Source organism: Bradyrhizobium sp. 6(2017) (genome assembly GCF_011058295.2).
Classification (GTDB): Bacteria; Pseudomonadota; Alphaproteobacteria; order Rhizobiales; family Xanthobacteraceae; genus Bradyrhizobium; species Bradyrhizobium septentrionale.
Window position 1 is genome coordinate 310,830 of sequence record NZ_CP049289.2, and the last position, 13,241, is coordinate 324,070.

Genomic DNA, 13,241 nt, shown 5'->3' on the forward strand with positions numbered 1-13,241 from the left:
GCGCCTCGGTGCCGCCTTGCCTCTGACAATCCCGTGAAATGGCCGATGCCAGAGTGTGATGAGATTACGTTGGATGGCGGTCGCAGCGCTGCTCCAGCAAAGCGAAAGGCCGCGGCGGTCATCGCGCGCGGCCCTTCCTTGATGTCCCGATGGTGCTGTAACCGGATTACTTCTTGTTCTGCCGGTTCTCGACGAGGTCCTCGACCACGGCGGGATCGGCCAGCGTCGAGGTGTCGCCGAGGCTCGACGGCTCGTCCTCGGCGATCTTGCGGAGGATACGGCGCATGATCTTGCCGGAGCGCGTCTTCGGCAGGCCCGGCGCGAACTGGATCAGATCCGGCGAGGCGATCGGGCCGATGTCCTTGCGGACCCAGGCGACCAGCTCCTTGCGCAGCGCTTCGGTCGGCTCGGTGCCCTTCATCAGCGTGACATAGGCGTAGATGCCCTGGCCCTTGATGTCGTGCGGATAGCCGACCACCGCGGCCTCCGACACCGCCTCATGCGCGACCAGCGAGCTCTCGACTTCGGCGGTGCCCATGCGGTGGCCGGAGACGTTGATGACGTCGTCGACGCGGCCGGTGATCCAGTAATAGCCGTCGGCGTCGCGCCGGCAGCCGTCGCCGGTGAAATACTTGTTCTTGTAGGTCGAGAAATAGGTCTGCTCGAACCGCGCATGGTCGCCATAGACCGTGCGCATCTGGCCCGGCCATGATTTGATCAGGCAGAGATTGCCCGAGGTCTCGCCCTCCAGCGTCTTGCCGTCGGCGTCGACGATCTCCGGCACCACGCCGAAGAACGGCCGCGTCGCCGATCCCGGCTTCAGCTTGGTGGCGCCGGGCAGCGGCGTGATCAAAATGCCGCCGGTCTCGGTCTGCCACCAGGTGTCGACGATCGGGCAGCGGTCGTCGCCGACCACGCGGTAGTACCACTCCCAGGCCTCCGGATTGATCGGCTCGCCGACCGAGCCGAGCAGGCGCAGCGATTTGCGCGAGGTCTTCTTTACCGGTTCGTCGCCGCCCTGCATCAGCGCGCGGATCGCGGTCGGCGCGGTGTAGAAGATGTTGACCTTGTGCTTGTCGACCACGTTCCAGAAGCGCGAATTGTCCGGATAGTTCGGCACGCCCTCGAACATCAGCGTGGTCGCGCCGTTACAGAGCGGTCCGTAGAGGATGTAGCTGTGGCCGGTGACCCAGCCGACGTCGGCGGTGCACCAGTAGATGTCGCCGTCGTGATAGTCGAACACGTATTGATGCGTCATCGAGGCGAATACGAGATAGCCGCCGGAGGTGTGCAGCACGCCCTTCGGCGTGCCGGTCGAGCCCGAGGTGTAGAGGATGAACAGCGGGTCCTCGGCGTGCATGTGCTCGGCCGGGCATTCCGTCGTCACCATCTCGGCGGCCTCGTGATACCAGAGGTCGCGGGTCGGGTTCATGTCGATCGCACCGCCGGTGCGCTTCACCACCACGACCCAATCGACGCCGCCGGTCTTGGCGATCGCGGCATCGACATTGGCCTTCAGCGGCACCTTCTTGCCGCCGCGCAGGCCTTCGTCCGCGGTGATGACCACCTTGGAATCGCAGTCCTTGATGCGCTGGGCGAGGCTGTCGGGCGAGAAGCCGCCGAACACCACCGAGTGGATCGCGCCGATCCGCGCGCAGGCCAGCATGGCGTAGGCCGCTTCCGGAATCATCGGCAGATAGATCGTGACGCGATCGCCCTTCTTGACGTTCCGGGTGCGCAGGATGTTGGCCATCTTGCAGACTTCGTCGTGCAGCTGGCGGTAGGTGATGTGCTTGGATTCGGAGGGGTCGTCGCCCTCCCAGATGATCGCGGTCTGGTCGCCGCGCTTCTCGAGGTGGCGGTCGATGCAATTCCAGGCGACGTTCAGCACGCCGTCCTCGAACCATTTGATCGAGATGTTGCCGGGCGCGAAGGAGACGTTCTCGACCTTGCTGAAGGGCTTGATCCAGTCGACCCGCTTGCCGTGCTCGGCCCAGAAGCCGTTGGGGTCCTTGACCGAGTGCGCGTACATCTCGCGATATTTGGCGTCGTTGACGTAAGCGCGCTTGGCCCAATCGGCCGACACGTCATAGATCTTCTCGGACATCGCTTTCCTCCACTCATTGCCGATCGCACACGACGCGACGGCAAGCCGTCTTGATCATTGCCGCGATTATGCGTTGCCGCATTCCGGCCCGGCAAGGAAAAAGGACTGTCACTTTCGTCGCGGGGAAGCCGCCGGACATTCCGCCGGCCTCCGCATCTGATCGGGCGGTTTACCGCGCCTCGTTGACGAGCGAAACCTATGCGCGATCGCGTGCTCCGCGTCGCTGGTCTCTTGGTCGTAGTGATGTCGCGCTCTGTGCAGCTCGCGGTCACAGCAGCAGTGTAGCGCACGATGACGACCCGCCGGCGCCGACTTGGCTCGACGGCTTCAGGCAGAGTTGAACGAAGTGTCGGACGCCGCCGCGATGATCGACGCCGACAATTGCTCCGCCGGCGACCGGCATGGCCTGACGGCCCGTGAGCTACGAATTTGTCGAGGCGACGCCGGTTCGTGACCCCCGCAAACCCTGCCCGCGGGCCAGCGGTTCGGCCAGCCGTGGGCCGTCCGCATCAGGCGGCGTGCGAGCGCGGAATTGCGCACGAAGGGGCACGATCTCCGACCTGGTCTGCGCGGTCCGGCCCGGCCTGCTCGGCCCTCCCAAAGCCAGTTCCGGGCATTGATCCCGCCATTTTGACCGGTCCCGGACAGGCCAAAATCAAGGTTACGGGCGAATGGCACCCATGAAAGGTAATTAGAAACCGTCAATAACTGATTCGCGACTCGCAATGTCGGCCCGGACGCCCTAAATCGCCAATCCGAGGCCGGACGGCCCCACCGGAACGAAGCCCGAAGCAACGGCATTACCGGGAGAACAGCGGAACAAGGCGTCTTGGAAGTATGATGGATCAGCAGAACATCGCGGCTGTGCGGCCCATGTCCGCCGATCCCGCTGTCGCCCTGGCGAAGGCGCTGGGCCAATGGCCCAAGCGGCCGCAGGCAAAGTTGCAGCCACCGCGAGCCAAGCTCAACCTCGACGCGCCCATCAAGACCTCCGTTGAGGATCTGGCGCGCGATCTGGGCCTGCGACTCGGCGACCAGAACGAGCTGACCATCCGCCGCATCAAGCGCGGCAAGAACTATTCATTCGTCCGTGCCAATGGCTCGCGCGTCCGCGATGCGCGGACGATCCGCCGGCTGCACGCGATGGCGGTTCCACCGGCCTACCGCCAGGTACGCTATTCCAACGATCCGAGCTCGCATTTGCAGGCGGTCGGCCGCGATGCCGCAGGTCGTTTGCAATACCGTTATCACGCCGATTGGGAGAAGGTCCGCGAGCAGCGCAAGGCGCATCGGCTGGCCAAGCTCGTGGCGGCGCTGCCGAAGATCCGGCGCAAGGTCTCGGCGTTCCTGTCCGGCGACGAGCCGACGCGCGAATTCGCGCTGTCGGCGGTGATCGAGCTGATCGCGCGCACCGCGATCCGGCCCGGCAACGAATCCTATGCCCGCCTCAATGGCACCCGCGGCGCCACCACGCTTTTGAAGTCCAACGTCACGCTTGAAGACGATTCTCTGGTGCTGACCTTCAAGGCCAAGGGCGGCAAGGCCGTGCGTAAGGAATGCGACGCGGCCAAGCTGGTGCGGGCGATCGGCATTCTGCGCGGTGTCCCGGGCAAGCGCATGTTCCAGTATCACGACCGCTCCGGCGTCGTTCGCGCCGCCTCGACCACCGCGGTCAACGCGTTCCTGCGCGAGATCGCCGGCATCAAGATCTCGCTGAAGGATTTCCGCACGCTGATGGCGTCGGCCGTCGTCGTGGAGTCGCTGTCGCGGATCACGCCGGCGACCAGCCAGCGCGGCCGCAAGCGCCAGGTGCTGGATGCGATCCGCGCCGCCGCCGACCAGCTCTCCAACACGCCGGCGATCTGCCGCAAGAGCTATGTCCACGACACCATCGTCACCGCCTTCGAGGACGGCATCCTCGAACGCTTCGCCGCGACGATGGGAGGCTACCGCACCCAGTCCAAGCGCGAGCAGTTGCTGGCGCAGGTGGTGATGGCGGCGGGAGCGTAAGCTCGGCTTCCCTTAATCGTCGTCCCGGCGAAGGCCGGGACCCATTACCCCAAATGTTGATTGCGGAAACAAGCCGGAGCCACGGCGCGCTCTAATAATGCTCGCCTGTGGTTATGGGTCCCGGCCTGCGCCGGGACGACGGTGGAGTTCGTTGGAACGCTAAAGCCCACCCATCTTGCAGACGTACTTCCATTCCTCCGCCGTCACCGGCTGCACCGAGAGCCGCGAATACTTCACCAGCGCCATGTCGGCGAGCTTCTTGTCGGCCTTGATCGCGGCCATCGTCACCGGCGTCTTCAGCGGCTTGTCGGCCTTGATGTCGACGCAGACGAACTTGCCGGTCTTGTCGGTCGGATCCGGATAGGCTTCCTTGATGATCTCGGCGATGCCGACGATCTCCTTGCCCTCGTTGGAATGATAGAAGAACGCCTTGTCGCCCTTCTTCATGTTGACGAGATTTTGCCGCGCCGTGAAGTTGCGCACGCCGGTCCAGGCTTCGCCCTTCGCGCCCTTGGCGACCTGCTGGTCCCACGACCAGGTCGACGGCTCGGATTTCACCAGCCAGTAGTTCATCGCAACTCACCCCGTTCCAAAGCGCCGATTGCGCGGCAATCTACAGGCACACAGATGCCCGCGACAAGCGCAGGCATCCGATCAGCGCGCTTTCGCGCGACGTGGGTACCGGTTCGCGTGAAGAAAGCGCCTCAAATGAAGAAACCATCACGCTCACTGTTTCATATATCGATCGAAGAATTTGGCGATGTCGGTGAACGCCTCTCTCGTCTCGGGCGCGTCGACGTTCATCTGGTACTGGGCGTGCGACTGCCCCTCATAGACATTGAGATCGGCAATCACGCCGGCGCGCCGCAATTTGCGGTGCGTGCGAACCGTGTTGCTGAGGAACAGGTCGCGCGTGCCTGATGTCAGGATGGTCGGCGGAAAGCCCTTGAAGTCACCGTAGATCGGCGAAATGTAGGGGTTCTTCAGGCTGGTCCCGTTTGCATAAAGCTTCGCCGCGCGGCCGAGCCAGCCGTCCCAGGTCACCAGCTCATTGTCGACCCACTCATTGCTCGCATAGCTGTCGCCGATCCTGTCGATGTCGGACCATGGCGTGCCCGGCGCGATCGCGGCCGGCAGCGGCAGCTTCTCGTCCCTGGCGCGCAACACCATCGCGAGTGTCATCGCGCCACCGGTCGAGGTGCCGAAGATCGCGAGCCGGTGGCGCTCATGCGACCTCAAGACCTCCTTCCAGACCGCCATCGCATCGTCCAGCGCGGCTGGATAGGGGGAGTCCGGCGGCATCCGGTAGTCGACCGAGATCACCTTGAAGCCGCCAAAGCCGGCCATCATGATGGCTTCCGGCAACGCTGCCTCGCCGGGGCCGAACACGTAACCGCCGCCATGCACATGGATCAGCAGGCGGCGCCGGTTCTCGAGCGCGATCTTGTTCGGCGTGACGATGAAGCAGTGTACGCCGGCAATCTTGGTTTCCTCGACCTTGACGCCGAGCTTCGCCTTCATCGCCGGAAGACCCGCGACCAAGAGCTTGGCACGGCGATCGATCAGCTCCTTCCATTCCGCTGATGTCTTCGGGTCAGCGTTGAAATGCGTCGGATAGGGCGCGCCGATGATCGCCTGCATTTCAGGGGAGACGTCGCTGGTGGGATTGCCGATCGATTTGAGCGGCGCGACCCGCTTGCCGTTCTCGGCGTTGGCTGTGGCCTCGCTCCTGGCAAGGTCGTCGTATGAGGCTGCAGTCTGGGCGTGGACCGTGGCGGACGAGGCGGCGAGGGCGAGTGCAAGGCTGAGCGAAACAAGGCTGAGCGAAACGGTGGCGCGTTGCGGTTGACGCATGTGTTTTTCCCTTGGGATCCGCCTTTCGATTGTTAGACCGGGATCCGACGGTTCGCCGCCACGCTAGTACAGCGCCTTCAGGCCGTGAAGGGCGGCTTGCGAGACCCTTTGGAGCGCATTTTTCCGGCCTGCAGGGTCGCGCCAGCAGGCGTCGATTGTTCTGAAATCTGGAATGGTCTCTGTCGTAATCCGGCGATTGTACCAGTACGCTTTTTCTGTGAACGGTCGCCGCTCGTTCGACGGAGATCACATGCTTGTCAATCGCCGCACGTTCACGGCCATGACCGCAGTTTCGGTCGCGACGGCGGCAGTGCTGCCGTCCCAGGTGCGCGCCGCAGGGCGCTCGTCATTCAAGGCGATCGCCTTCGACGGTTTTCCGATCATCGATCCGCGTCCGGTATTCGCGCGCGTGGAGGAAATGTTTCCGGGCAAAGGTGCCGAGTTGAGCGCCTTGTGGCGCACGCGGCAGTTCGAGTATGGCTGGCTCAGGACGCTTGGTGGGCACTACGCCGATTTCTGGCGCGTCACCGAGGACGCGCTGGTCTTCGCGGCCAAGGCGATGAAGATCGATCTGTTGGCGGAGCAGCGCGACCGCCTGATGCAGACCTATCTGGAGCTGAAGGCGTGGCCTGACGTCGGGCCGGCGCTGCGACAGCTGCGTGACGCAGGCCTTCGCATGGCGTTCCTGTCGAATCTCACCGCGCCGATGCTCGATGCCGCCATCAAGAACTCCGGGCTTGAGGAGCTGTTGGAGCCTCACCTCTCAACCGACAGGGTTCAAGCCTTCAAGCCCGACGCCCGCGCCTACCAGATGGGCGTCGATGCGTTCGGGCTACCGAAAGAAGAGATTGTCTTTGCGGCGTTCGCCGGCTGGGATGTCGCCGGGGCGAAGTGGTTCGGCTATCCGACCTTCTGGGTCAACCGCGCCAACGCGGCGGTCGAGGAGCTTGGTGTCGCGCCTGACGGAATGGGATCGGGATTGAACGACCTCGTCGCCTTCGCGACGGTGCGCTGACTAACCCTCGGCCTTGAACGGACGTGTCAGCAGGCCTTCGATCGCCGCATCGATGGTCAGCCGGTTGCTCAGGATCGCGGCGACCGCGTTCGATACGGGCATGTCGACCTTTCGCGAAGCGGCGAGCTCACACAGCACTGGCGCAGTGAACGCGCCTTCGGCGAGCTTGCCGACCGGTGCTGCTTCACCGCGCCCGAGCGCGAGGCCGAGCGCGAAATTGCGCGATTGCGCGGTCGAGCAGCTGAGCAGCAGATCGCCCAATCCCGATAGGCCGGCGAGGGTTTCAGCGCGCGCGCCGCAGGCGCGGCCCAATCGTGCGAGCTCGCTGAAGCCGCGCGTGGTCAGCGCCGCAAGCGCGGAGGCGCCGAGATTCCTGCCGACCACGATGCCGGCGGCGATCGCCAGCACGTTCTTGGCCGCGCCGCCGATCTCGACGCCGCGCACATCGGTGGTGTGATAGGGCCGGAAGGTCGCCGAGCCGAGGGCCTGCACCAGTGCGCCCGCCAGCGCCTCGTCCCTGGCGGCCAGCGTCACCGCGGTCGGCAAGCCGCGCGCGACGTCGTCGGCGAAGCTCGGTCCCGACAGGATCGCGGGCACGGCGCCAGGCGCTGCTTCCGCGATCACCTCGGTCATGAATTTGTGCGTGCCGTGCTCGATGCCCTTGGCGCAGGCGATGACAGGCGTATCAGGTTTGAGATGCGGCGCGATATGCCCGACCGCGGCACGCAAATGCTGCGCCGGGGTCACGGCCAGGATGATGTCGGCGCTGGCGGCAGTAGCGATGTCAGACGTCACGACGATGCCGGGGTCGAGCTGGATGCCAGCCAGCTTCGGATTGATCCGCGTCGCCTGGATCCGCGCCGCGTGTTCGGCATTGCGCGCGTACAGCGTCACCTCGCGTCCGGCGCGCGCTGCGACTTCGGCCAATGCCGTGCCCCAGGCGCCGGCACCGATCACGCTGACTGACTTATGCGCGGGCATCAAAACCCTCGGTTCAATGTCCGGCGCGGCTATTGGCGTAGCCGGCCGGCGCCTTGGCGTTGGCATCAAGCAGCCAGCGGGCGCGCGGCGGCGCTTCCATCGTGTCGGTCAGGCCGAGCGCCAGCCGCTCGGCGCCGGCCCAGGCGATCATCGCGCCATTGTCGGTGCAGAGCGCCGGCGGCGGGATGATCAGCGTGGTCTGCGCCGCTGCCGCGACATCCTGCAGCGCGCTGCGGATCGCGTGGTTGGCAGCAACGCCGCCAGCCGCAACCAGCGCACGCGGCGTGCCGAACCGCTCCTCGAACAGTTTCAAGCCAACGCTCAGGCGGTCCGCGGTCGATTCCAGCACCGCCGCCTGGAAGCTCGCACAGAGATCGCTGATGTCCTGCGGTTCGAGCGGCTCCAGCCGGCTCGCTTCGTTGCGCACCGCGGTCTTCAGTCCCGACAGCGAGAAATTCGCATCGGGGCGGCCGAGCATCGGGCGCGGAAAGGCAAACCGCGTCGGGTCGCCGCCGGCAGCCGCGCGCTCGACCTCCGGCCCGCCCGGATAGGGCAGCGACAGCATTTTCGCCACCTTGTCGAACGCCTCGCCCATCGCGTCATCGACCGTGGTGCCGAGCCGCACATAGTCTCCGACGCCGACCACGGCGACGATCTGGGTGTGGCCGCCCGAGGCGAGGAACAGGCAATAGGGAAACGCCAGCGCGCAGGTCAGCCGTGGCGTCAGCGCGTGCGCCTCGAGATGGTTCACCGCGATCAGCGGCGTATCGTGCACCATCGCGATCGCCTTCGCGGTGGTGAGACCGACGATCACGCCGCCGATCAGGCCGGGTCCGGCGGCCGCCGCAACCGCCGACAATTGGGCATAACTGACGCCGGCCTCCTTCATCGCGGAGGCGACGATGCCGTCGAGCAGGTCGACATGGGCGCGCGCCGCGATCTCCGGCACCACGCCGCCGAAGCGGGCGTGCTCGTCGGTCTGTGAGCGCACGACGTTGGAGAGGATCTTCGCCTGCCCGTCGGCCTGCCGCTCGACCACGGCGGCCGCGGTTTCATCGCAGGTGGTCTCGATCCCCAACACCAGCATCGGTGGTTCGTGTCCCAATTTCGGCCCTTGTGCTACGAGCATGATCCGGACGGGCCGGAACCGGGTTCCGGCCCGATCTGCTCACTAGAAATGTTCCCTCCGGGGTAGCATTGCGAGGTCTTGAAGTGCAATCGGTCGGCAAGGTCCATTTTCCAAGGTCCAATCCAAGGTCCAATCCAAGGCTGGAGGCCTGAACCGTGACGATCCTAGTCACGCGGCCGCATCCGGACAGTGACGCGACGCTCGCGACGCTGCGGGGACGCGGCTTTGACGCCCTCGCGGCGCCGGTGTTGCGCTTCGAGCCGTTGCCGTTCCATGACGATGACGATTCAGATTATGACGCCATTATCCTGACCAGCGCCAATGCGCTGCGCGCGGTCGATCTCACGGCCAGCCGGCTGTTGCCTCTGCCGCTGTTTGCGGTCGGGGCGCACACCGCCGATGCCGCGCGCGCTGCGGGCTTCGACAGGGTGATCGTGGCCAAGGGCGATGCCAGCAGCTTGCGCGATCTCGTGCTGGCGCGGGTTAAGGCCGGTGAACTCGAGGCCTCGGCGACGCTGCTCCATCTCGCCGGCGCCGACCTCTCGCGCGATCTGGCGGGCGAACTGGGCGAAAAGGGGCTGACCGTCGTCACCCATACGACCTACCGGATGGCGCCGGTAGCCGCCTTTCCCAGGGAGGTCAGCGACGCCTTCATGGCGAACCGGATCACCGCGGTGCTGCATTATTCCCGCCGCAGCGCGCAGGCGTTCCTGGACACAATACGGGCCGATGGCGTGGAGATCTCGGCCCTCGCTTTGCCGCAATGCTGCATTTCGGCGGCGGTTGCCGCAGTGCTCCGTGACGCCGGCGCGACCAAGCTGGTGGTGGCGGCACAGCCCGACGAAAACGCCCTGCTCGAGGCACTCAGCCGCACCCTGCGGCCGTGAGCGGTATAATTCTTTCGTCTGGACATGATGTTAGGCGGTGCCCGGTTTTTCGGATCGTGCTCTAAGAACTTCGGCCGATTCTGCTAGAATGTGCGGCCAATAGTTTTGAGGACCCCCTGCGATGGCTGAAGAAAGGCCCGACGACCCAGGACCTTCGCCGGATTCCCGGCCCAAGCGCGCGCCGCCGACCATCGATCTTCAGGCGACCGAGGTCTCCAGCGAGCCGCCCAAGACGGAGGGAGCCGAGGAGGCTCCCAAGGAAGCTGTCAACGAGGCTGCCGAGGCGGACGCGACCGCGGCTGAAGCCGAGCGCCAGCCCGAAGCTGCGCCGGAGGCGGAGCCGCAGCCCGAGACCGCCTCCGTGGCGCGGGACACTGAGCCGGCGCGGCCGGTGTCGCCCTGGGTGGTGGCGCCGGTATCGGGCGCCGTCGCGGCGGCGCTGGTGATCGGGGTCGGCTGGCTGCTCGGCTGGCCCGCGGTGCAGACGGCCTCGGCGCCGCAGCCCGGCGCGGTAACGATCGACGACCTCGGCACGCGCCTGACCGCGCTCGAAGCAAAGGCCAGCCGGCCGGCCACGGCGGCTGCCGATCCTGCGGCGACGGCGCGGCTGGAGGCGCTCGACAAATCGATCGCCGCGCTGCGCACCGAGCTTGCCGCAACACGGGCGCAATCCGACAAGCTTGCGGCCGCGGTCAACGACGCGAAAGCCGCGCCGCGCGATGGCGTAGCTGCGCCTGACATCTCCGGCATCACGGCGCGCATCGACAAGGTCGAGGGCGCGGTGAAGGCGCAGGGCGCCGCGATCGCCAGACAGGACAGCAAGATCGCCGACACCAAGGCCGAGGCGAAGGCGGACGATGCGCCGCTGCGCCGCGTGGTCGCGGCATCGCTGCTCGACGTCGCGGTTCGTCATGGCGATCCCTTTGCCTCCGCGCTCGAGACCGCGAAAACGCTCGCCGACGATCCCGCGATGCTGAAGCCGCTCGAGACGTTCGCGACGTCAGGTGTGCCGAGCCCGAACGCGCTGTGCCGCGAGCTGATCGAGATCGTGCCGCAACTGGCGCCGCCGGCGCCGGAAGCGGCGACGGCGAATGCCGGGCTGGTCGATCGTTTGCAGGCCGGCGCCTCCAAGCTGATCCGCATCGAGCGGACCGATGGCACGGGGACCGATCGCGGCAGCATCGTCGCGCGCGTGACATCGGCCGCCGTGCATAATGACCTCGCATTGACCGAGCGTGAGTTGAAGTCGTTGCCGCCGGCCGATCGCACTGCGGCGCAAGCCTGGCTCAACAAGGTGGACGCGCGCCGCGCCGCGCTCGACGCGTCGCGTAAATTTGCCGACAACGCCATGGCGGCGCTCGCCACGGTCAACCAGTAAGTCTTTGCAATAGGTTCTCGATGATCCGCATCATTCTGTTCCTGCTGCTGATCGCGCTCGCTGCAGCGGGCGCGGCCTGGATGGCCGATCAGCCCGGCGATCTCGTGATGTCATGGGGCGGCTTCCGCCTGACCTCCAAGCAGCCGATGTACCTGCTCGGCCTCGTCGTCGTCGCCTCGATGGTGGCGGGCGTGATCTTGCGCGGGCTGTGGAAGGTCCCCGGCCACATCCGCCGTGGCCGGCGCGAACGGCGTCACGCCCGCGGCCGTCATGCCATCACGCAAGGCCTGCTCGCGATCGGGCACGGCGATTCCGCAGGCGCCCGCGCGCATGCCGAAGTGGCGCGGCGCCATGCCGCGGGCGATCCGCTGGCGCTGTTGCTGCACGCGCAATCGGCGCAGCTCGATGGCGACCGCGACGGCGCGCAGCGCGCCTTCCGCGCCATGGCCGAGCGTCCGGACACACGATTGCTCGGCCTGCGCGGTCTGTTCATCGAGGCGCAGCGCGCCGACGATCCGGTGGCGGCCGTGATGATCGCCGAGGAGGCGCTGAAAATGTCGCCGTCCTCGTCATGGGCCTCGCATGCGGTGCTCGGCTTCTGCTGTGCCAAGGGCGATTGGGCCGGCGCGCTCTCGATCATCGACAACAACCAGACCGCCGGACTGATCGACAAGGCGACCTATCGGCGGCAGCGCGGCGTGCTGCTGACGGCGCGCGCGCTGGAGTTCGAGACTGTCGATCGCGACCTGTCGCGCTCGAGCGCGCTGGAGGCGGTCAAGCTGGCGCCGACCTTGATTCCAGCTGCCGTGCTATCAGCCAAATTCGAGAGCGAGGCGCATCAGGTGCGCCGTGCGATGCGCATCGTCGAGACCGCATGGCTGGCGCAACCGCATCCGGATCTCGCCGATGCCTATTCCCATGTCCGGCTCGGCGATGCCGCGCGCCAGCGCCTGGTGCGCGTCGAGACGCTGGCGGCGAAGACTCCGGGCCATATCGAAGGCGCATTGGCGATCGCGCGTGCTGCGATCGATGCGTCCGAATTCGCCAAGGCGCGTGCGGCGCTGGAGCCGTTCATTGCGGCGCCGACGCAGCGTGTCGCGCTGCTGATGGCGGAGATCGAGCGCACCGAGCACGGCGACAGCGGCCGGGCGCGGGCCTGGACGTTGCGCGCGGTGCGCGCGCTGCACGATCCGGTGTGGACCGCCGACGGCTATGTCTCGGATCGCTGGCGCCCGGTGTCGCCGGTCACCGGGCGTCTCGATGCCTTCCAGTGGCAGACGCCGGTGGCGGCGCTGCCGTCCGACAAGGGCCATGCGATCGAGCCCTCGCCCTTCGAGGAGGCGATGCTGGCGCCGCGGCGGGTCGAGCCGCCCAAGGAGGTGGCCGATGAGCCGCCAGCGGCAAAGCCGGTTGAGCCGGTCGAGGCCAGGCCGGTCGAGATGAAGCCCGTGGAGGAGCCGGCCGCGCCGCCCGTGCAGGATAACGCCCCGCTGCCGGCCGCCATCGAGGCCGAGCCGGCCCCTGCCGAAGCCGCCGCACCGGAGCCGGCCCCGCCGCCGGCGGCCGAACCGGCGCCCACGGCCCCGGCTCCCCTGTTCCGCTCCCGGACCGACCTGCCCAAGGCCGCGCCGGCGCCAATCCCCGCCGTGATCCCGATCATCCGGGCTCCCGACGACCCCGGGGTCGACGAGGACGGCGCCGTGGACGAATTTGCGGAACAAATCGGCCCGCCCAAGGCCCAGATCGGCGGCTGGCGTGGATTTCTGGCGCGTTTGGGTAGCTAATTCGCGGTTAGGTAACGGCTGTGCGGTTAAATAACCGCATCTTCTTGCCAATCGGGGTCATGCCCGATATCAGGTGGCGCGAATTATCAGGCCGTT

General features: G+C 66.5%; 10 protein-coding genes. 5 read left to right on the forward strand and 5 right to left on the reverse strand.

Translation table 11 applies throughout. The annotated features are described in order from the left end of the window. Window positions 1-166: 166 nt before the first annotated feature. Entirely contained in the window at window positions 167-2,107 is a 1,941-nt protein-coding gene (gene acs, locus G6P99_RS01460) for an acetate--CoA ligase (protein WP_029080907.1), read from the reverse strand. An 837-nt stretch (window positions 2,108-2,944) separates the two neighbouring features. Here acs and G6P99_RS01465 point away from each other — a divergent pair. Then, window positions 2,945-4,117, forward strand: a complete 1,173-nt coding sequence (locus tag G6P99_RS01465) for a DNA topoisomerase IB (protein ID WP_165127037.1) — start codon at window positions 2,945-2,947, stop codon at window positions 4,115-4,117. 159 nt (window positions 4,118-4,276) lie between these two features. Here the strand turns inward: G6P99_RS01465 and G6P99_RS01470 are convergent, their stop codons facing one another. Both G6P99_RS01470 and G6P99_RS01475 read right to left on the reverse strand, forming a co-directional pair. Next, window positions 4,277-4,690, reverse strand: a complete 414-nt coding sequence (locus G6P99_RS01470) for an EVE domain-containing protein (protein ID WP_029080905.1) — start codon at window positions 4,688-4,690, stop codon at window positions 4,277-4,279. A 153-nt stretch (window positions 4,691-4,843) separates the two neighbouring features. After that, a complete protein-coding gene (locus G6P99_RS01475; protein WP_029080904.1) occupies window positions 4,844-5,971 on the reverse strand; it encodes an alpha/beta hydrolase in 1,128 nt (375 codons plus the stop codon). Between the two features lie 250 nt (window positions 5,972-6,221). On the opposite strand from G6P99_RS01475, the gene G6P99_RS01480 reads away from it, so the two are divergent. Then, a complete protein-coding gene (locus G6P99_RS01480; protein WP_165127039.1) occupies window positions 6,222-6,986 on the forward strand; it encodes a haloacid dehalogenase type II in 765 nt (254 codons plus the stop codon). On the opposite strand, the gene G6P99_RS01485 is transcribed toward G6P99_RS01480, so the two are convergent. Continuing rightward, complete coding sequence (locus G6P99_RS01485; protein WP_029080902.1) at window positions 6,987-7,967, reverse strand: NAD(P)H-dependent glycerol-3-phosphate dehydrogenase; 981 nt, start codon at window positions 7,965-7,967, stop codon at window positions 6,987-6,989. 13 nt (window positions 7,968-7,980) lie between these two features. Beyond that, window positions 7,981-9,054, reverse strand: coding sequence for a tRNA (adenosine(37)-N6)-threonylcarbamoyltransferase complex transferase subunit TsaD (tsaD, locus tag G6P99_RS01490; RefSeq protein ID WP_029080901.1), 1,074 nt, complete (start codon window positions 9,052-9,054; stop codon window positions 7,981-7,983). Between the two features lie 197 nt (window positions 9,055-9,251). Between tsaD and G6P99_RS01495 the strand changes: the two genes are divergently transcribed. From G6P99_RS01495 to G6P99_RS01505, 3 genes are all read left to right on the forward strand, one after another. After that, window positions 9,252-9,983, forward strand: coding sequence for a uroporphyrinogen-III synthase (locus tag G6P99_RS01495; protein WP_029080900.1), 732 nt, complete (start codon window positions 9,252-9,254; stop codon window positions 9,981-9,983). Between the two features lie 121 nt (window positions 9,984-10,104). Then, on the forward strand, window positions 10,105-11,361 hold the full coding sequence (locus tag G6P99_RS01500) for a COG4223 family protein (protein ID WP_029080899.1): 1,257 nt from the start codon (window positions 10,105-10,107) through the stop codon (window positions 11,359-11,361). Between the two features lie 20 nt (window positions 11,362-11,381). Continuing rightward, window positions 11,382-13,145 carry a heme biosynthesis protein HemY gene (locus G6P99_RS01505; protein WP_029080898.1) on the forward strand — a complete coding sequence of 588 codons (1,764 nt, stop codon included), beginning with the start codon at window positions 11,382-11,384 and terminating at the stop codon, window positions 13,143-13,145. Window positions 13,146-13,241 lie beyond the last annotated feature (96 nt).

Coding starts and splice junctions, on each gene's coding strand:
- G6P99_RS01470 (WP_029080905.1), bottom strand. CDS start 4,690: ATGAACTACTGGCTGGTGAAATCCGAGCCGTCGACCTGGTCGTGGGAC.
- acs (WP_029080907.1), bottom strand. CDS start 2,107: ATGTCCGAGAAGATCTATGACGTGTCGGCCGATTGGGCCAAGCGCGCT.
- G6P99_RS01465 (WP_165127037.1), top strand. CDS start 2,945: ATGATGGATCAGCAGAACATCGCGGCTGTGCGGCCCATGTCCGCCGAT.
- tsaD (WP_029080901.1), bottom strand. CDS start 9,054: ATGCTGGTGTTGGGGATCGAGACCACCTGCGATGAAACCGCGGCCGCC.
- G6P99_RS01500 (WP_029080899.1), top strand. CDS start 10,105: ATGGCTGAAGAAAGGCCCGACGACCCAGGACCTTCGCCGGATTCCCGG.
- G6P99_RS01485 (WP_029080902.1), bottom strand. CDS start 7,967: ATGCCCGCGCATAAGTCAGTCAGCGTGATCGGTGCCGGCGCCTGGGGC.
- G6P99_RS01480 (WP_165127039.1), top strand. CDS start 6,222: ATGCTTGTCAATCGCCGCACGTTCACGGCCATGACCGCAGTTTCGGTC.
- G6P99_RS01475 (WP_029080904.1), bottom strand. CDS start 5,971: ATGCGTCAACCGCAACGCGCCACCGTTTCGCTCAGCCTTGTTTCGCTC.
- G6P99_RS01505 (WP_029080898.1), top strand. CDS start 11,382: ATGATCCGCATCATTCTGTTCCTGCTGCTGATCGCGCTCGCTGCAGCG.